General features: G+C 73.0%; 15 protein-coding genes. 6 read left to right on the forward strand and 9 right to left on the reverse strand.

Annotated elements, in window-relative coordinates; genetic code table 11:
- Positions 1-54: 54 nt before the first annotated feature.
- A complete protein-coding gene (locus ELQ39_RS14095) occupies positions 55-2,625 on the forward strand; it encodes a DEAD/DEAH box helicase (protein WP_242592086.1) in 2,571 nt (856 codons plus the stop codon).
- Here the strand turns inward: ELQ39_RS14095 and ELQ39_RS14100 are convergent.
- From ELQ39_RS14100 to ssd, 7 genes are all read right to left on the reverse strand, one after another.
- The gene (locus tag ELQ39_RS14100) at positions 2,573-2,929 is read right to left on the reverse strand and encodes an Rv3654c family TadE-like protein (RefSeq protein ID WP_242592087.1); all 357 of its coding nucleotides are present in this window, start codon (positions 2,927-2,929) and stop codon (positions 2,573-2,575) included. The two genes, ELQ39_RS14095 and ELQ39_RS14100, sit on opposite strands and share 53 nt — an antisense overlap.
- Positions 2,926-3,336: a TadE family type IV pilus minor pilin gene (locus ELQ39_RS14105; protein ID WP_242592088.1), complete on the reverse strand. Its 411-nt coding sequence runs from the start codon at positions 3,334-3,336 to the stop codon at positions 2,926-2,928. The genes ELQ39_RS14100 and ELQ39_RS14105 overlap by 4 nt, the downstream gene beginning before the upstream one ends.
- The gene (locus ELQ39_RS14110; protein WP_019527080.1) at positions 3,323-3,532 is read right to left on the reverse strand and encodes a DUF4244 domain-containing protein; all 210 of its coding nucleotides are present in this window, start codon (positions 3,530-3,532) and stop codon (positions 3,323-3,325) included. The genes ELQ39_RS14105 and ELQ39_RS14110 overlap by 14 nt, the downstream gene beginning before the upstream one ends.
- Before the next feature lie 120 nt (positions 3,533-3,652).
- Complete coding sequence (locus tag ELQ39_RS14115) at positions 3,653-4,438, reverse strand: type II secretion system F family protein (RefSeq protein ID WP_242592089.1); 786 nt, start codon at positions 4,436-4,438, stop codon at positions 3,653-3,655.
- A complete protein-coding gene (locus ELQ39_RS14120) occupies positions 4,435-5,298 on the reverse strand; it encodes a type II secretion system F family protein (protein WP_242592090.1) in 864 nt (287 codons plus the stop codon). Before ELQ39_RS14120 ends, ELQ39_RS14115 begins: the two co-directional genes overlap by 4 nt.
- A complete protein-coding gene (locus ELQ39_RS14125) occupies positions 5,295-6,512 on the reverse strand; it encodes a TadA family conjugal transfer-associated ATPase (RefSeq protein ID WP_242592091.1) in 1,218 nt (405 codons plus the stop codon). Before ELQ39_RS14125 ends, ELQ39_RS14120 begins: the two co-directional genes overlap by 4 nt.
- Positions 6,509-7,609, reverse strand: coding sequence for a septum site-determining protein Ssd (gene ssd / locus ELQ39_RS14130; protein ID WP_242592092.1), 1,101 nt, complete (start codon positions 7,607-7,609; stop codon positions 6,509-6,511). Before ssd ends, ELQ39_RS14125 begins: the two co-directional genes overlap by 4 nt.
- A 577-nt stretch (positions 7,610-8,186) precedes the next feature.
- Between ssd and ELQ39_RS14135 the strand changes: the two genes are divergently transcribed.
- Positions 8,187-9,020: an HAD family hydrolase gene (locus ELQ39_RS14135; RefSeq protein ID WP_190004718.1), complete on the forward strand. Its 834-nt coding sequence runs from the start codon at positions 8,187-8,189 to the stop codon at positions 9,018-9,020.
- A 408-nt stretch (positions 9,021-9,428) separates the two neighbouring features.
- On the opposite strand, the gene ELQ39_RS14140 is transcribed toward ELQ39_RS14135, so the two are convergent.
- Complete coding sequence (locus ELQ39_RS14140) at positions 9,429-10,253, reverse strand: oxidoreductase (RefSeq protein WP_242592093.1); 825 nt, start codon at positions 10,251-10,253, stop codon at positions 9,429-9,431.
- A gap of 101 nt (positions 10,254-10,354) precedes the next feature.
- On the opposite strand from ELQ39_RS14140, the gene ELQ39_RS14145 reads away from it, so the two are divergent.
- On the forward strand, positions 10,355-11,335 hold the full coding sequence (locus ELQ39_RS14145; RefSeq protein ID WP_190004716.1) for an ATP-binding protein: 981 nt from the start codon (positions 10,355-10,357) through the stop codon (positions 11,333-11,335).
- Positions 11,336-11,338: 3 nt separating this feature from the next.
- On the opposite strand, the gene ELQ39_RS14150 is transcribed toward ELQ39_RS14145, so the two are convergent.
- Entirely contained in the window at positions 11,339-12,613 is a 1,275-nt protein-coding gene (locus ELQ39_RS14150) for a polysaccharide deacetylase family protein (protein WP_242592094.1), read from the reverse strand.
- Between the two features lie 329 nt (positions 12,614-12,942).
- Here ELQ39_RS14150 and ELQ39_RS14155 point away from each other — a divergent pair, with 329 nt between their 5' ends.
- The 3 genes from ELQ39_RS14155 to nhaA all read left to right on the forward strand — a co-directional run bounded on the left by ELQ39_RS14155 (position 12,943) and on the right by nhaA (position 19,242).
- Positions 12,943-15,378: a bifunctional SulP family inorganic anion transporter/carbonic anhydrase gene (locus ELQ39_RS14155; protein WP_242592095.1), complete on the forward strand. Its 2,436-nt coding sequence runs from the start codon at positions 12,943-12,945 to the stop codon at positions 15,376-15,378.
- Positions 15,379-15,575: 197 nt separating this feature from the next.
- On the forward strand, positions 15,576-17,531 hold the full coding sequence (gene acs, locus ELQ39_RS14160) for an acetate--CoA ligase (RefSeq protein WP_190004713.1): 1,956 nt from the start codon (positions 15,576-15,578) through the stop codon (positions 17,529-17,531).
- 274 nt (positions 17,532-17,805) lie between these two features.
- Complete coding sequence (gene nhaA / locus ELQ39_RS14165) at positions 17,806-19,242, forward strand: Na+/H+ antiporter NhaA (protein ID WP_190004712.1); 1,437 nt, start codon at positions 17,806-17,808, stop codon at positions 19,240-19,242.
- Positions 19,243-19,297: the final 55 nt, after the last annotated feature.

The raw sequence follows: 19,297 nt of genomic DNA on the forward strand, positions 1-19,297 counted from the left end.
GCGGTCGCCCTTGGGACATCTCGGCTCAGCCCCCGGGACGGTTCGCCAGCCGCCATGGCATTCAATCACTTACCGGCAGGCGTGCACGACGCCTTGGCCCCATTGTCCGTCACGCCGGTGACACACTCGGTGCCGATGGCCAAGAATCACCGATCCGATGGACTCCCGACGGACACGCGATCCAGGACCGCCGCGCCGGGCGACGTCCTGAACCGGCTCGCGTCCGGACCGAGCCGGGCTGCGCGCATTACTCATACGGAGCACTTGCCCCCGCGTGCGGGTCGGCATGCCGTCTGGCCCGACCGGATCCGCGCGGAGGTGATCGCCGCGGTGCAGGCCGCGGGAATCGAACACCCCTGGGCCCACCAGGCCCGGGCCGCCGAGCACGCCCTGGACGGCGACTCGGTGGTGGTCGCCACCGGCACGGCCTCCGGCAAGTCCCTGTCGTACCTGGTGCCCGTGCTGTCCACACTGCTCGACGGGGCCGAGGCGCCGAACGGCAGGGGCGCCACCGCCCTCTACCTCGCCCCCACGAAGGCCCTCGCCGCGGACCAGTGCCGATCCGTGAAGGAACTTTCACAGCCACTGGGCCATTCGGTGCGCGCGGCGGTCCACGACGGCGACACTCCGTTCGAGGAACGCGAATGGATCCGCCAGTACGCCAACTACGTGCTGACCAACCCCGACATGCTGCACCGGGGCATCCTGCCGTCCCACCCCCGCTGGTCCTCCTTCCTCAAGGCGCTCAAGTACGTCGTGATCGACGAGTGCCACACCTACCGGGGCGTGTTCGGCTCGCACGTCGCCCAGGTGCTGCGCCGGCTGCGGCGGCTGTGCGCCCGCTACGGCGCGTCGCCGGTCTTCCTGCTGGCCTCGGCGACCGCCGCCGAGCCGGCCGTCGCCGCCCGCCGCCTCACCGGCCTGCCCGTGGTGGAGGTCGCGGACGACGCCTCACCCCGTGGTGAACTGGTGTTCGCCCTCTGGGAGCCGCCGCTGACCGAACTGCACGGCGAGAAGGGCGCCCCGGTCCGCCGCACCGCCACCGCCGAGGCCGCCGACCTGCTCACCGACCTCACCGTGCAGGGCGTCCGCTCGGTCGCCTTCGTCCGCTCCCGGCGCGGCGCCGAGCTGATCTCCGTCATCGCCAAGGAGCGCCTCGCCGAGGTCGACCGGTCCCTGGCCCGGCGGGTCGCCGCCTACCGGGGCGGCTACCTCCCCGAGGAGCGCCGCGCCCTGGAACGCGCCCTGCACTCCGGCGAACTCCTCGGCCTCGCCGCCACCAACGCCCTCGAACTCGGCATGGACGTCTCCGGCCTGGACGCCGTGGTCATCGCCGGCTACCCGGGCACCCGTGCCTCCCTGTGGCAGCAGGCCGGCCGCGCGGGACGCTCCGGGCAGGGCGCGCTCGCGGTGCTCGTGGCCCGCGACGACCCGCTGGACACCTTCCTCGTCCACCACCCCGAGGCGCTCTTCGACCGTCCCGTGGAGTCCACCGTCCTCGACCCCGACAACCCGTACGTCCTCGCCCCGCACCTGTGCGCGGCCGCCGAGGAACTGCCCCTCACCGAGGACGACGTCGCCCTGTTCGGCCCCACCACCGAGGAGCTGCTGCCGCAGCTGGAGGCCGCGAAGCTGCTGCGCCGGCGGACGCGGGCGTGGCACTGGACGCGCCGTGAGCGGGCCGCCGACCTCACCGACATCCGCGGGGAGGGCGGGCGCCCCGTCCAGGTCGTGGAGGCGGGGACGGGCCGGCTGCTGGGCACGGTCGACGCGGGCGCCGCGCACACCAGCGTCCACGAGGGCGCCGTCCATCTGCACCAGGGCCGCACCTACGTCGTCCGCTCCCTCGACCTCGAGGACTCCGTCGCCCTGGTCGAGCAGGCCAGCCCGTCCTACACGACGGTGGCCCGGGACACGACGTCCATCTCCGTCCTGGAGACGGACACCGAGATCCCCTGGGGCGACGGACGCCTCTGCTTCGGCTCCGTCGAGGTCACCAACCAGGTCGTCTCCTTCCTTCGGCGACGGGTCATCACCGGCGAAGTGCTCGGCGAGACCAAACTCGACCTTCCTCCTCGTACGCTGCGCACCCGCGCCGTGTGGTGGACGGTCACCGAGGACCAGCTGGACCGGGCCCGGATCAACCCGGAGATCCTCGGCGGCGCCCTGCACGCGGCCGAGCACGCGTCGATCGGGATGCTGCCGCTGTTCGCCACCTGCGACCGCTGGGACATCGGCGGCGTCTCGATCCCGCTGCACCCCGACACCCTGCTGCCCACGGTCTTCGTCTACGACGGCCACCCGGGCGGGGCGGGCTTCGCCGAACGCGCCTTCCACACCGCCCGCTCCTGGCTCACCGCCACCCGCCAGGCCATCGCCTCCTGCGAGTGCGAGGCCGGCTGCCCCTCCTGCATCCAGTCGCCCAAGTGCGGCAACGGCAACGACCCCTTGCACAAGCGGGGCGCCGTGCGGCTGCTGGACGTGCTGCTGGAGGGGGCGCCCAATGAGAAGACGGACGGGGCGGAGGAAGGGGCCGAGGAAACGGAGGCTTCCGAGGGGCGCGGCGGCCGGGTCAGCGCGTCGGCCGAGGGGGCGTCGGACCCGGAGGCCCCGCCCGCGCCCTGATCTCCGCGGTGAACGGCCCCACGCCGGACGCCACCGACACGTCCGACACCTCGCCGGTCATCACGCACCGCACGAGCCGCGTGCCCTGGGCCCGGGCCACCCGGTCCGCCCGCGCGCACGCCTCGGCCGCACCGTGCGCCCAGTGGTCGGCGGCGGCGAGCGCCGCGAGGTCCGCGCCTCCCGCCGCCCGGTGCCGGACCACCACGGCGTGCCCCAGGGCGAGCACCACGCACAGCACGGCGACCGCACCGACGCACCAGACGGAGGCGGAGCCGCGGTCCCGCCCTCCTGAGGCGTCCTTCACCTGGCCGCGCCCACGCCCGCCACCGCCTCCTCGACCGCCGCGACGGCCTCCTCCCTCAGCTCGAAGGGCAGCGCGCGCAGCATCGGCGCCCTGGCCACGACGGTCACCCGGACCTGCTCGGCGTCCCGGCCGACCGTGACCCGCGCACCGGTCGGCGCGGCCTGACGGGTCACCTCGACCACCGCGTCCGGCGGATCCTGCCGTGCCGCCGCCCGGGCACCTGCCCGTGCGGCGTCCACACACCGGATCTGCGCGGCCACCACCATCAGTCCCCAGACCAGCGCCGTCACGAACAGCACCAGCACGGGCAGCACCAACGCCGACTCCGCCGTCACGAACCCGCGGTCGCGCCGCCTGTCGCGCCACGCGCCGCGCCATCTGCCGGGCCACCGGTCACATCCGGCCATCGAGAGCCTGCTGCACGATGTTCCGCAGGGCCGTGCTGACCGGGCCGCTGTTGACCACCCGGTACAGCACCACGGCGAACGCCACCGCCGCAACGATTCCCATCGCGTACTCCGAGGTCACCATCCCGGCGTCCCTCCGCGCCCCGCGCACCCTCGCCGTCAGGGCACGCAGCCGCGCCCGCACCGCCTGATACATCCGAACCTCCATACGCGCCATGTCTGTTGTCGTCGCCTGTTGTCGTCATCGGTCGTCGTCCGCTGTCGTCCCTCGTCGTCCGCCCTCCTTTTTCACCCACCCCCTCCCAGCACCCCGCTTTCACCCACCCCCTCCCAGCACCCCGCCCGCGAGCCCGATCACCACGGGCAGGACGCCGACGGCGATGAAGGCGGGCAGGAAGCACAGCCCCACCGGCGCGCTGATCAGGACCGCCGCGCGCCGGGCCCGCGTGGTCGCCGCGCGGGACCACTCGGCCCGCGCCTCGGCGGCGAGCCGGCCCACCGGTGCGGCCAGCGGAAGACCGGACACGTCGGCCCGCTCCAGCAGCCGGGCCAGCGGAGCCGCGCCGGGCAGGGCGGCCAGCCGGCGCCAGGCCTCCCCCGGCCCACCCCCGAGCCGTACCTCCGCGGCGCCTCGCGCCAGGGCGTCCCCTACCGGGCCGCCCAGGGTCTCCCCGACCGCCTGCGCCGCCGGCACCGGTCCGGCGCCCGCCGTGATGCAGGCGGACAGCAGGTCGGCGGCGAGCGGGAGTTGGCGAGCCGCCAGAGCTGTGTCAACGGCGCTCGCCTCGGCACTCGCCCGCGTCTCCCGCCGGCGCCACTGCCACAGTCCCGCGGCCAGGACCAGTCCAAGCCCCAGACCGCCGATCCCACCGGCCGTCACCCACCCGGCGCCCACGACCGCCACGTACGGCAGCCGGCCGCGCGCGGTCCTGAGCAGCGGGAGACACGCATCCGTTCCCCGCCGTTCACGGGCCGCGAGCGCGTCGAGTCTCCGCCGTGCCCGCCGCTCGCACCGGAGCCGCTGCCACCAGGCCCACGCCCCCACGAGCACGGCGGCGATTCCCAGGACCGTCCCCAGCCTGTGGACGACGTCGTCGCTCATGCCGACGCCTCCTCGGCCCCGCGCATGATCCGCAGCGCCCACCACAGGCCCAGCCCCTCCAGCGCTCCGCCGGCCGCCAGACAGACCGTCCCCGACGGCGTGTGCAGCAGGACGTGCAGCGGGTCGGCGCCCAGGGCCGCGCCCAGCGCCAGTCCCACCACCGGGAGCCCCGCGAGCATCACCGCCGTGGTCCGGGCCCCGGACAACTGGGCGCGCAGGTCGGCCCGCTGGTCCCGCTCGGCGCGCAGGGCCGCCTCCAGCCGGTCGAGGCCGTCCGCGAGTCCCGCGCCCTGGTCCACCGCCACCCGCCAGCACGCGGCGAGTCCGCGCAGCCCTTCGGCGCCGGGCTGCCGGGCCGCCGCCGTGAGCGCGCCCGGCACGTCACCGCCGAACCGCGCCGCCGCCAGCACGGCCGCCTGCATGTCACCGAGCCCTGCGGAGTCCCGGGCGGCCGGCAACAGCGCCTCGCCCGGCTGCCGCCCCGCCCGCAGCTCCCCGGCAAGCGCCCCGCACAGCGCGACCACCGCGTCCGCGCGGCCGTCCCTCTCCTTGCGCCCCGCGGCCGCCCGCCGCACCTTCCGCAGCACAGGCACCCCGGCCGCCCCCGCGACGACCGGCAGCACCGACGCCCCGAGCACCGCCAGCGCCACGCCGACGGCCAAGGACGCCCACTCGACGCGGAGTCGCGCCCGAAGCCGGTCCGCCGCCGACGCGAGAAGAGGCCGTCCCGCCGGACCCCGGTCGTCCCCGACGAGCGCCCGCGCCCGTCTGACCTCCCCGTGTCCGCCGCCCAGCACCCAGGCCGCCGTCCCCAGGCACGCCACCGCCGCGCCCACCGTCGCCCCGGTCGCCCCGCTCATGCGCCGACCGCCTCTCGTCCGGCCCGGGCATCCTCGTCCTGCGCGGCGCGCAGCAGCTGCCGCAGACGCGGCCAGGCGGGCTCGGCGACGAAGGTCTCCGGCCCCCACCGCAGCGCCGGCGCCGTCCGCACCAGCCCCGAGGGGTCCCGCTCCAGGACGTGCACCTCCGCGATCCGCCGCCTGCCGCTGCGGTCCCGAACCAGGTGCAGCACCACCGACAGCGCGGCCGCGAGCTGGCTGTGGAGGGCGAACCGGTCGAGGCCCGCCGCCGTGCCGAGCGCCTCCAGCCGGGCGGGGACGTCGCTCGCCGCGTTGGCGTGCACCGTGCCGGAACCGCCCTCGTGTCCCGTGTTGAGCGCGGCGAGCAGATGCACCACCTCGGGCCCGCGCACCTCGCCCACGACGAGACGGTCCGGCCTCATCCGCAGGGCCTGGCGCACCAGGTCCTCCAGGGTCACCAGTCCCGCGCCCTCCTGGTTGGCGGGCCGGGTCTCCAGCCGCACGACGTGGGGGTGGTCGGGCCGCAGCTCGGCCGAGTCCTCCGCCAGCACGATCCGCTCGTCCGCCCCGACCAGCCCCAGCAGGGCGCTGAGCAGGGTCGTCTTGCCGGTGCCCGTGCCGCCGCTGACCAGGAAGGACAGCCGTGCGTCCAGCAGGGCCCGCAGCACCCGGTCGCCGCCGGGCGGCACCGTGCCGGCGGCCACCAGTTCGCCGAGGGTGAAGGCGCGCGGCCGTACAACCCGGAGGGACAGACACGTGCCGCCCACCGCGACGGGCGGCAACACCGCGTGCAGCCGGGTCCCGTCGGGGAGCCGGGCGTCCACCCAGGGCCGCGCGTCGTCCAGGCGCCGGCCGGCCACCGCCGCGAGCCGCTGTGCCAGGCGTCGCACGGACGGCTCGTCCGGGAAGGAGACCGAGGTGAGCGTCAGGCCGCCGCCGCGGTCCACCCAGACCCGGTCCGGCGCCGACACCAGCACGTCGGTCACGGTCGGATCGGACAGCAGCCGTTCCAGCGGTCCGCTGCCGACCAGCTCGGACCGCAACTGCTCGGCCGCGCCGAGCACTTCCGCGTCGCCGAGCACCCGGCCCTGTTCGCGCAGGGCCTGCGCCACCCGCGCGGGGGTCGGCTCGGCACCGCTCTCGGCCAGCCACCGCCGCACCCCGTCGAGCAGCCCGGGAGGCATCCCCGCCCCGGTCGTCTCCATGCCGCTCATGCCGTCCTCGCCTCCACCAGCGCGCGCTCCCAGAACTCCCGGCAGAAGCGGGCCAGCGGGCCGCGTCCGGTCACCCCGGGCGGCCGGCCCGTGCCGTACGGGCGCTGGAGCGCCGGTTCGACGGGCACGTCCCCGACGAGGGGCAGGCCGAGGAGCCGGGCCACCTCGTGGTCGTCCAGACCGGGTGCGTACGGCCCGCGGACGGCGACGCGCAGGTCGCGCAGGACCATGCCCACGGCGGAGGCGACGCGGCCGGCCGCCGCGACGGCGCGCAGCTCGGCGGGGACCACGAGGAGCGCCAGGTCGAGCTGGGCGAGGACCTCGGCGACGCCCTCGTCGACGCGTCGCGGCAGGTCGACGACGACGGCTCCGCCGCCGCGCCGGGCGGCGGCGAGAACCGCGCGCACCGCCCGGGGCGGCACCGAGAGGCAGTCGCCACGGTCCCAGCTGAGCACCCGCAAGGCATGCAGTTCCGGAAGCGACTCCTCCAGCGCCCCGCCGCCGACCCGGCCGTGCGACGAGGCGAAGGCGGGCCAGCGCAGCCCTTTCGCCGTCTCGCCGCCGAGCGCCACGTCCAGTCCGCCGCCCAGCGGGTCGGCGTCCACCAGCAGGGTGCGCAGCCCTTCGCGGGCGGAGGTGACGGCGAGCGCGCACGCCAGGGTGGACGCGCCCGCGCCGCCCCGGCCGCCGATGACGCCGACGGTCAGCGCGGGCCGTCCGACGCCCTCGGCGACATCGGCGATGCGGTCGACGAGCCACTGCTCGCCGTCGGGCAGCATCAGCACGTGGTCGGCGCCGATCCCGACGGCACGCCGCCAGACGCCGGGGTCGTCCTGGTCGCGGCCGACCAGCACCACCCCATGTCTGCGGGGCGCCCCGCGGGCCCGCCGGGCGGCGTCGTCGCCGACGAGGACCAGGGGCGCGGTCTCCCAGCTCCCACGCGGCCCGGGCAGCCCGTGATGGACCTCCGGTGTCGCGCCGGCCGCCGCGCACAGGCGCAGCAGGTCGTCGAGAAGTGCCGTGTCCTCGGTGACGATCAGCGGTGCGCCCGGCCGGTTCCCTCCGGGCGGCGGGTCGTGTGTGACGGTTCCGGTCATGTCGTGCCCAGTGCTCCCTACCTCGCGCGGCCCTCGGGCTGCGCCGATTCCAGGTGTGGGAGGACCGCGCTGCGGCCTCCCGCGGACCGGCCGGAGGAATCCGGCCGTGCGCGTCCCCGGCCGAGCGAAAGGGGTTGTGCACTCGCGGCGAACGGGACGCGTGGGAATGACAGTGCAGCGGTCCCGGAAATCGTGTGGATCTTGGTGGAAAACTGTGGACGGGGCGATGACTGTGGATATCGCGACCACCCATACCGGTGAGTCCGGCACGGTGTGCGTACGACAACCGCAGAGCAGCACCACCGCTACCCTCCGTAGTCAATCACGCACATGACAATCAATTCCTCATGCGGACCCGCACGGGAGAAAGAGGGGGAGAAAGCGGCGGAAAATGCGTCCGGACATGCGACGACCCCCGCCGGGGGGGAGAGCGGGGGTCGTCCCCACGGCCGACTCGGGGGGGGAGGAGTCGGACCGGGTTAGCACGGTCGCGAACGATCCGTGACTTCCATGGTGTACCCGAGGGCCCTCTCAGGCAAACCCACACGCCACACACTACGCCGAATGGGCTGCGCCTATGCTCAGGGACGTGGAAAACCACTTGTCGCCCCGCACGGCCGCCTTCTTCGACCTGGACAAGACGGTCATTGCGAAGTCGAGCACACTCACCTTCAGCAAGTCCTTCTACCAAGGCGGACTGATCAACCGCAGGGCCGTCCTGCGGACCGCGTACTCCCAGTTCGTGTTCCTCGCCGGCGGCGCGGACCACGACCAGATGGAGCGGATGCGGAAGTACCTGTCCGCACTGTGCCGCGGGTGGAACGTCCAGCAGGTCAAGGAGATCGTCGCCGAGACCCTGCACGACCTGATCGACCCGATCATCTACGACGAGGCCGCCACCCTCATCGAGGAGCACCACACCGCGGGCCGTGACGTGGTGATCGTGTCCACCTCGGGCGCCGAGGTGGTCGAGCCGATCGGCGAGCTGCTGGGCGCCGACCGGGTCGTGGCCACCCGCATGGTGGTGGGCGACGACGGCTGCTTCACCGGCGAGGTCGAGTACTACGCGTACGGTCCGACCAAGGCGGAGGCGGTCCGGGAGCTGGCCGCGTCCGAGGGCTACGACCTGGCCCGCTGTTACGCCTACAGCGACTCGGTGACCGACATCCCGATGCTGGAGGCCGTCGGGCATCCGCACGCCGTGAACCCTGACCGCGCGCTGCGCCGGGAAGCGCTGGTGCGCGAGTGGCCGATCCTCGATTTCCACCGTCCGGTGCGGCTGAAGCAGCGTTTCCCCGCGTTCTCCGTTCCGCCGCGTCCCGCTCTCGTCGCGGCAGCCGCGATAGGCGCTGCGGCGGCCACCGCGGGCCTTGTCTGGTACGCCAGCCGACGCCGCACGACCGTTGCCTGAACGTACTTTTCATTCACCGCGCGTCCCCGCTCCGGGACGCGTTCGCCATTTCGGCGTCCGTTTACGGCTTGTTTGAACCAAAAAGTAAAGGAACGCGGCGAGGACTTCCCCTCTCCGGGATGCCGGAGTACAAAGGAGTTGACGGCCCGCGAGACCAAGGACGTCCGAGAGGACGACCTTCACAACGCTTTAGGCCCCACGGACCGCGCATGGAAACCGCGCACCCACGCGACGTCGACCCGTCGATTACGGGCCAGCCGCACCAGGCCGGGCAAAGTCCCCGGCCTGATGGGCACATATCGAGGACGCTTGGTAACGCGGTGGACATGCCAGCGGCGGTACGAGTATTCGTACCGCCGCATTCTTGCGCGGGGCCCTCCACACCGGCCCGCGTGACCCTCCGGTCGGTCAGGCGGCTCCGCGCTGCAGCGCCTCGCACACCGCCGTGGACTCGCGCGCGCCCAGCGCCACAGCCCGCCCGCAGTGGGCGATCCAGGCGACCATGCCCTCCGCCGTGCCGGACAGGTAGCCCCGCAGCGCCTCCTGGTAGGCGTCCTGGCCCAGCTCGGCGTGGCCGACCTCGGCGGGGCACACCGACTTGGGGTCGAGGCCGCTGCCGACCAGGACGATCCGCTCGGCCGTGCGCGCGACCAGGCCGTTGTGGGACGTGAAGGGACGCAGCGCGAGCAGTTCGCCGTGCACCACGGCGGCCGTCACCAGCGCAGGCGCGGAACCGCCCGCGATGACGATGTCGGCCAGGCCCTCGAGGCGGCCGTGCATCTCCTCGGCGTCCGGCAGGGGCAGATCGATCAGCGGCTCGTCGACCGGCTCGCCCGCCCGGCGGGGCCGGCCCACGTGCTCGGCCTTGTCGGCAGCGGCGACCAGGTGCAGCCGCGCGAGCACCCGCAGCGGGGACTGCCGCCAGATCGACAGCAGCTGCCCCGCCTCGGCCGTCAGCCGCAACGCCGCGCCCATGGTGCGCGCCTCGTCGTCGCCGCTGAAGTCGCTGCGCCGCCGCACCTCCTCCAGGGCCCAGTCCGCGCCGGACAGCGCCGCCGAACCCCGGGCGCCGCGCAGGGCCGCCTCGGAGGTGATCTCGTTGCTGCGCCGCCGCATGACCCGGTGCCCGTAGACCCGGTCCACGGCCTTGCGTACGGACTCCACGGAGTCGGCCACACCGGGCAGGTCGCCCAGGGCCGCGAGGGGATCGGCGGTCGCGCCCGTCGTACTCATGAGTACGACCCTACGCACCCGGGACCCCCGGTCCACGATGGAGTGGTCTTCTTCACGCTCCACTGTGACTTAACGCTATCCACCCACTACGCTTCGTGAACATGAAAATTGCTTTCGTTGGGAAGGGCGGGAGCGGAAAGACGACCCTGTCCTCCCTGTTCATCCGTCACCTCGCGGCCGAGGGCGCCCCGGTCGTCGCCGTGGACGCCGACATCAACCAGCACCTCGGGGCCGCGCTGGGCCTGGACGAGTCCGAGGCCGCCGCCCTCCCCGCGATGGGCGACCACCTCCTGCTGATCAAGGACCACCTGCGCGGCACCAACCCGCGCATCGCGTCCGCCGACACGATGATCAAGACGACCCCGCCCGGCGAGGGCTCCCGGCTGCTGCGGGTCCAGGAGGACAACCCGGTCTACGACGCCTGCGCGCGCCCGGTGGCTCTGGACGGCGGCACGGTCCGTCTGATGGTCACCGGTCCCTTCACGGACGCCGACCTGGGGGTCGCCTGCTACCACTCCAAGACCGGGGCCGTCGAGCTCTGCCTGAACCACCTGGTGGACGGCCCCGACGAGTACGTCGTGGTCGACATGACGGCCGGCTCGGACTCCTTCGCCTCCGGCATGTTCACCCGCTTCGACATGACGTTCCTCGTCGCCGAGCCGACCCGGAAGGGCGTCTCCGTCTACCGCCAGTACAAGGAGTACGCCCGCGACTTCGGCGTGGCGCTGAGGGTCGTCGGCAACAAGGTGCAGGGCCCTGACGACCTCGACTTCCTCCGCGCGGAGGTGGGGGACGACCTGCTGGTGACCGTGGGCCACTCGGACTGGGTGCGGGCCATGGAGAAGGGCCGCCCGCCGCGGTTCGCCGCGCTGGAGGAGTCCAACCGGCTCGCCCTGCGCGCGCTGCGCGAGGCGGCCGACGCGACGTACGAGCGGCGCGACTGGGAGCGGTACACGCGCCAGATGGTGCACTTCCACCTCAAGAACGCCCGGTCCTGGGGGAACGAGCGCACCGGGGCCGACCTGGCGGCGCAGATCGACCCCGGTTTCGTGCTCGGCGAGAGCGTCACCGCAGGGGCCTGAGCCTCACTCTTTCGGCGCGGGAGAACCCGGCGCGCCCTTGGGGGCCGGAGCGGGGCCGGAGGCCAGGAAGGTCTTCCAGCCCTTCTTCGGGGCCTCGCCGACGCCCAGCGAGCGCAGCTTCTCCAGGGTCGCCGGGTCCTGCGCGTCCAGCCAGTCCACCAGCTGGCGGAAGGAGACGCACCGCACGTCGGACTTGGTGCACACCGTCTCGATGACCTCCTCGACGGCACGCATGTACGTGCCGCCGTTCCAGGACTCGAAGTGGTTGCCGATGATCAGCGGCGCCCTGTTGCCGTTGTAGGCGCGCTCGAGGCCCTGGAGCAGGCCGTCCCGCATCTGGTCGCCCCACGCCTCGTGCTTGGAGGGGTCGCCCTGGGTGGTGGTGCCGGACTGGTTGACCATGAAGTTGTAGTCCATGGTGAGCTGCTCGAAGGAGTGCCCGGGGAAGGGCACGAGCTGCATCGACAGATCCCACAGCCCGGACTTCTTCTTCGGCCAGACCTGGTTGTTGACGCCGCTGGTGTCGTAGCGGAAGCCCAGCTCCCTGGCGGCCTTCATGAAGTTCTCCTGCCCTTCCAGGCAGGGTGTGCGGGCCCCGATGAGCTCCTTGTCGTAGTCGAAGGGCAGCGGGGCCTCGTTCTTCATGCCGGCGTTGGTCTTCCAGGTCTTCACGAACTGCTTGGCCTGGGCGATCTCCTCCTTCCACTCCTCCACCGACCACTCGCCGACCCCGCCGTCGCCGCCGCAGAAGTGGCCGTTGAAGTGGGTTCCGATCTCGTTGCCCTCGAGCCAGGCCAGCCGCAGCTGCTTCACGGTGTCGGCGATGCCCTGCCGGTCGTTGAAGCCGATGTCGGAGCGGCCCGGCGAGTGCTGCGGCGGGCGGTACAGGTCACGCTTGTCCTCCGGCAGGAGGTACACGCCGCTGAGGAAGTACGTCATGGTCGCGTCATTCTCTTTGGCGACCTTACGGAAGTGGGAGAACAGCTTCTGACTGTCCTCGCCCGCACCGTCCCAGGAGAACACCACGAACTGCGGCGGCTTCTCGCCGGGCTTCAGCCGCTCCGGCTTCGGCAGGTGCGGCTGGGCGCCGGTGTAGGCGGTGGAGCCGTCGCCGATCAACCGGACGACGTTCTTGGGCGCGGGGGCCGGCTGCGCCCTCTCCTGTTCCGGCCCGCCCTGCCCGCCTCCGCCGTCGGCGCCGGTTCCGCAGCCGGCGAGCGCGGCGAGGCAGACCGCGGTGATCACGCTGCCCGTGGCGATCCTGTGGGTGGCGGCCATTCGCCCACCTTCTTCCTTCTCTCGGGCCGAGCTCGATGAGGCGTTGTGTGGTGCCGGCCGGTCGATGCCGACCGCGCCGTCAACGTCGCACGGAAGGAAGAAGTGAATTAATACGACAAGCCGATGAAATGGCCACTTCACCCCTCGGGGTGACACTTGCCGCCATTTGCCCGGAAAGTCTATGCCGGTCCTTTACTCGCAATTACGATCTGTTTACTGAGAGTTGCTTCATCCCGCCGTTCTGGGGCCGTGCCCCACGGCCGCGACCGCTCCGCCCGAGCGGGCCCCACCGACACGCGACCGCGCAGACCCGAAGGAGACGGGAGTCCATGTCAGCCTGCGTTCCCGCCGGCGCCACCGAATCGGCGCACACCGAGCGAGCCCATCCCCCGCACAGCCCGCCACCCGGCCGCCGTCGCCGCTTCCGCGTCGCGAGCGCCGACCTCTCGGCCGCCGTCGCGGTCTTCCTCATCGCCCTCCCCCTGTCCCTCGGCATCGCCCTCACCACCGGCGCGCCCCTGCAGGCCGGTCTGGTCGCCGCGGCCGTGGGCGGGATCGTCGCCGGACGGCTCGGCGGCTCCCCGCTCCAGGTGAGCGGCCCGGCGGCGGGACTCACCGTCGTCACGGCCGACGTCATCCACCAGTACGGCTGGCGCACCACCTGCGCCGTCACCGTCCTCGCCGGACTCGCCCAGCTCGGACTCGGCTGTCTGCGCGTGGCACGCGGCGCCCTCGCCGTGAGCCCCGCGATCGTGCACGGCATGCTCGCGGGCATCGGCGTCACCATCGCCGTCGCCCAGGCGCACATCGTCCTCGGGGGTGAGCCGCAGAGCTCCGTGCCCGACAACCTCCGCGCCCTGCCCGCCCAGTTGGCGGGCCTCGACCCCGCCGCGCTCGCGATGAGCGTGCTGACCCTGGCCGTCCTGCTCCTCTGGCCCCGGCTGCCCGGCCGCGCCGGACACCTGCTGCGGCGGGTGCCGGCCGCCCTCGTCGCCGTCGCCGGCGCCACCGCGCTCGCCGCGGCGGCCGGACTGGTGCTGCCCCTGGTGGATCTGCCGTCGTGGCGCAGTCACGCGCTGGCCGGGCTGCCCGAGGGCCCGGTGCTCGGTCTCATCGCAGCCGTGCTGGCCACGACGCTGGTGTGCAGCGTGCAGTCGCTGCTCGGCGCGGTGGCCGTCGACAAGCTGGCGTCCGCCCGACCCGGCGCCGGTCATGTCGTCCGCTCCGACCTGGACCGGGAACTGCTCGGCCAGGGCGCGGCCAACGTCGTCTCCGGCACCCTCGGCGGTCTGCCGGTGGCCGGGGTCGCCGTCCGCAGCACGGCGAACGTCCACGCGGGCGCCGTCAGCCGGAACTCCACGATGCTCCACGGCGTCCTGGTGGTGGCGGCCGCACTGCTGCTGGTCCCGCTGCTGGAGCTGATCCCGCTCGCCTCGCTGGCCGCCCTGGTCATGGCGGTCGGCATCCGGATGGTGTCCCTGCACCACATCCGCACGGTGACGCGCCACCGCGAGGTCCTGGTCTACGCCGTCACCGCCCTCGGGGTGATCTCCCTCGGGGTGCTGGAGGGCGTGGCGCTCGGCATCGCCATGGCCGTGGGCGTGGCCCTGCACCGGCTCACCCGGACCAGGATCACCCACGAGGAGGAGAACGGCGTCCATCACGTGCACGTACGGGGGCAGTTGACGTTCCTCGCGGTGCCGCGGCTCAGCCGTGCCCTGCATCTGGTGCCCCAAGGGGCGGACGTGGTGGTGGCCTTGGACGGGTCCTTCATGGACCACGCGGCGTACGAGACGCTGCAGGACTGGCAGAGCACGCACACCACGCGCGGCGGCACGGTGGAGATCACCGGCCGGCGCGCCGGAGTGCGGATCGCCGAGCCGGGCGCGCTCGCCTTCGGGCCCGAGCCCGGCGGGGAGTCCGGCACCGCCGGCGACTGCCGCTGCCGCCCCTGGACTGCCTGGCGCAACCACCAATGCGACCGCCCCTCCCCCGCTCCGGACGCAGCCCCGCCGGACGAGACGCCCGGGACCGTCGCGGTGGATCCGCCGGCCGACCGGGCCTCGAGCGCCCCGGCCCGCAGACGCACCGCGAGCGGCCGTCAACTGGTGCGCGGACTCAGCACGTTCCAGCGTCGTACGGCGCCGCTGGTGCGGGGCGAGCTGGCCCGGCTGGCGCGGGAGGGACAGCGGCCGTCGCAGCTGTTCCTGACCTGCGCCGACTCCCGCGTGGTCACCTCGATGATCACCTCCAGCGGTCCCGGCGACCTGTTCGTGGTGCGCAACGTCGGCAACCTCGTGCCGCCGCCCGGCGCGGAGAGCGGCGACGACTCGGTGGCCGCCGCGATCGAGTACGCCGTCGACGTGCTGGCGGTGCGGTCGATCACGGTGTGCGGTCACTCCGGCTGCGGCGCCATGCAGGCCCTGCTCGACTCCGGCCCCGGCTCCCCCGCCGTCACACCGCTCGGTCGCTGGCTGCGGCACGGCGGGCCGAGCCTGGAGCGGCTGCGCGACTCCGGTGCTTCCGTCCCCCGGCTGGCCGGGCGGGCCCCTGCCGACGACGTCGAGCAGCTCTGCCTGACCAACGTGGTCCAGCAGCTGGAGCATCTGCGCGCCCACGAGGCGGTCGCCCGCGCGCTGAAGGAGGGGAGCCTCGAACTGCACGGGGTGTACTTCCACGTGGGCGAGGCCCAGGCGTACCTCCTCGCGGAGCAGGAGGAGGGAAGGGTCTTCGACCGGGTACGCGAGGTGGACCTGGCGGTGTGACACGCGCCCTGGTGTGAGAGGCGTTACACCACTTGAACCAGGTTGCCCGGCGCCCCGTGGGAAGGGGTGTCGGGCAGCCGCACGACACGGCTCCCGACAGGTCTAAACCAATTTCCCGTCGACCCTTGTCAGCGCACCCCCGGGTCTGATGAGCTGTGGCCTGGGACACAACGGACACCCTGGGAAAGGCAGATGCCGTGAGCAATGAAAGCCTGGCCAACCTCCTGAAGGAGGAGCGACGCTTCGCACCCCCCGCCGACCTGGCCGCGAACGCCAACGTCACCGCGGAGGCGTATGAACGGGCCAAGGCTGACAGGCTCGGCTTCTGGGCCGAGCAGGCCCGCCGGCTGACCTGGGCCAAGGAGCCCACCGAGACCCTCGACTGGTCGAACCCGCCGTTCGCCAAGTGGTTCCAGGACGGCGAGCTCAACGTCGCCTACAACTGCGTCGACCGGCACGTGGAGGCCGGCCACGGTGACCGGGTCGCGATCCATTTCGAGGGCGAGCCGGGCGACAGCCGCGCCATCACCTACGCCCAGCTCAAGGACGAGGTCTCCAAGGCCGCGAACGCCCTGTTGGAGCTGGGTGTCCGCAAGGGCGACCGGGTCGCCGTCTACATGCCGATGATCCCGGAGACCGCCGTCGCGATGCTGGCCTGCGCCCGCATCGGCGCCGCGCACTCGGTGGTCTTCGGCGGCTTCTCGGCGGACGCGCTCGCCACCCGCATCCAGGACGCCGACGCGCGGGTCGTCATCACGGCCGACGGCGGCTACCGGCGCGGCAAGCCCTCCGCCCTGAAGCCGGCCGTGGACGAGGCCGTCAGCCGCGTGGAGAGCGTGGAGCACGTCCTCGTCGTCCGCCGCACCGGCCAGGACGTCGCCTGGACCGAGGGCCGCGACGTGTGGTGGCACGACGTGGTCGACCGGCAGAGCAGCGAGCACACCCCGGAGGCGTTCAACGCCGAGCACCCGCTGTTCATCCTCTACACCTCGGGCACCACGGGGAAGCCGAAGGGCATCCTGCACACCTCCGGCGGCTACCTGACCCAGACGGCGTACACGCACTGGGCGGTGTTCGACCTCAAGCCGGAGACGGACGTGTACTGGTGCACGGCCGACGTCGGCTGGGTCACCGGGCACTCGTACATCGTCTACGGGCCGCTCGCCAACGGCGCCACGCAGGTCATGTACGAGGGCACGCCGGACACGCCCCACCAGGGCCGCTTCTGGGAGATCGTCCAGAAGTACGGCGTGACGATCCTCTACACGGCGCCCACCGCGATCCGGACGTTCATGAAGTGGGGCGACGACATCCCCGCGAAGTTCGACCTGTCGTCGCTGCGGGTGCTCGGCTCCGTCGGCGAGCCGATCAACCCCGAGGCGTGGATCTGGTACCGCAAGAACATCGGCGCGGACCGCACCCCGGTCGTCGACACCTGGTGGCAGACCGAGACCGGCGGCATCATGATCTCCCCGCTGCCGGGCGTGACCTCCGCCAAGCCGGGCTCGGCCCAGACCCCGCTGCCGGGCATCTCCGCCACGGTGGTGGACGACGAGGCGAACGAGGTGGCCAACGGCGGTGGCGGCTACCTGGTGCTGACCGAGCCGTGGCCGTCGATGCTGCGCACCATCTGGGGCGACGACCAGCGGTTCATCGACACCTACTGGTCGCGTTTCGAGGGCAGGTACTTCGCCGGTGACGGCGCGAAGAAGGACGACGACGGCGACATCTGGCTGCTCGGCCGGGTCGACGACGTGATGCTGGTGTCCGGCCACAACATCTCCACCACGGAGGTCGAGTCCGCGCTGGTCTCCCACCCGTCGGTCGCCGAGGCGGCCGTGGTGGGCGCCGCCGACGAGACGACCGGCCAGGCGATCGTCGCCTTCGTCATCCTGCGCGGCACGGCGGCGGAGACCGAGGACCTCGTCGGCGAGCTGCGCAACCACGTGGGCGCCACGCTCGGCCCGATCGCCAAGCCGAAGCGGATCCTGCCGGTGGCCGAGCTGCCGAAGACCCGCTCCGGCAAGATCATGCGGCGTCTGCTGCGGGACGTCGCGGAGAACCGCCAGCTCGGGGACGTCACCACGCTGACGGACTCCACGGTCATGGACCTCATCCAGGCGAAGCTGCCGGCGGCGCCGAGCGAGGACTGACCCCCGCGCCCTGGCCGCGCGCGGGCGGGAGCGGACGAGCCCCGGCCCGCTCCCGCCCGCCCCGCCGGGTGCGTCACCGCCCGTGCCCCCGCTCGTGGGGGCACGGGCGGTTTTTCCGTCGGGCGGCCCTGTGAGGCGGACCACGCCGAAGCCGCTGATGCGCGCCGTAGATCCGTTCGTTACGCTCAAGAGAACACACACGTTGTCTCATGGAGCGCCGGGAAGTCTGGTCGGCACACGATTCGTGCTGCCCGAAGACCGGAGGAAACGCCCCGTGAGCGCCCCCCGCACCCCCACCCCCCGCAAGGCCTTCGGCCTTCTCTCGCTGCCCGAGCGGAACTTCGTCGCGGAGGCCCTGCGCACGGAGACCGTCGGGGGCGTCCTGCTGCTGCTCGCCGCCGTCGCCGCGCTGGCGTGGGCGAACATACCCGCGCTGGGCGACAGCTACGAGACCGTCAGCCACTGGCACTTCGGCCCCGAGTCGCTCGGACTGAACCTGTCCGTGGCGCACTGGGCGGCCGACGGCCTGCTCGCGATCTTCTTCTTCGTCGCCGGCGTGGAGCTCAAGCGGGAACTGGTCGCCGGCGACCTGCGTGACCCCAAGGCCGCGGCGCTCCCCGTCGTCGCCGCCCTGTGCGGCATGATCGCGCCCGCGGTGGTCTACACGATCACGGCCGGTGCGGGCGGCGGATCCCTCGCGGGCTGGGCCGTGCCCACCGCCACCGACATCGCGTTCGCGCTGGCCGTGCTCGCCGTCATCGGCACCTCGCTGCCCAGTGCGCTGCGCGCCTTCCTGCTCACCCTCGCGGTCGTCGACGACCTGTTCGCGATCCTGATCATCGCGGTCTTCTTCACCGAGCAGCTGAACTTCGCGGCGCTCGGCGGCGCGGTCGCCGGCCTGGTCGTCTTCTGGCTGCTGCTGCGCAAGCGGGTGCGCGGCTGGTACGTGTACGTGCCGTTGGCCCTGGTGATCTGGGGGCTGATGTACAACAGCGGCATCCACGCCACCATCGCCGGTGTCGCGATGGGCCTGATGCTGCGCTGCCACCGCGAGGAGGGTGAGGAGGAGTCCCCCGGCGAACACATCGAGCACTTGGTCCGGCCGCTGTCGGCGGGCTTCGCCGTCCCGCTGTTCGCGCTGTTCAGCGCCGGTGTCGCGGTCTCCGGCGACGCGCTCGGGAAGGTGTTCACACAGCCCGAGACGCTCGGCGTCGTCCTCGGTCTGGTCGTCGGCAAGACGCTCGGCATCTTCGGCGGCACCTGGCTGACGTCCCGCTTCACCCGCGCCTCGCTCAGCGACGACCTGGCCTGGGCGGACGTCTTCGCGGTGGCGTCGCTCGCCGGCATCGGCTTCACCGTGTCGCTGCTCATCGGCGAGCTGGCCTTCGAGGACGACGCGACGATGGCGGGCAGCGTGAAGGCCGCCGTCCTCACCGGCTCACTCCTCGCCACCGTCCTGGCGACCGTCCTGCTGAAGATAAGGAACGCCAAGTACCGCAAGCTGGCCGAGGCGGAGGAGCGGGACGAGGACCTCGACGGCGTCCCGGACGTCTACGAGCAGGACGACCCGGAGTACCACGTCCGTATGGCCGAGATCCTGGAGAAGAAGGCCGCCGAGCACCGGCGGCTTGCCCGGGAGAAGGCCGCCGCGCGAGACGCGCTTGCACAAGTGCCGGGCGGGGCAGGCGATCGGGACGACGGTCCGGCATGATCTGACGAGACGGTACAAAAGAACGGGACCGTCCCGCGCAGGCACGACGGACGTA

This window comes from Streptomyces sp. GB4-14 (genome assembly GCF_022696125.1).
In the GTDB taxonomy this organism is placed as follows: Bacteria; Actinomycetota; Actinomycetes; order Streptomycetales; family Streptomycetaceae; genus Streptomyces; species Streptomyces werraensis.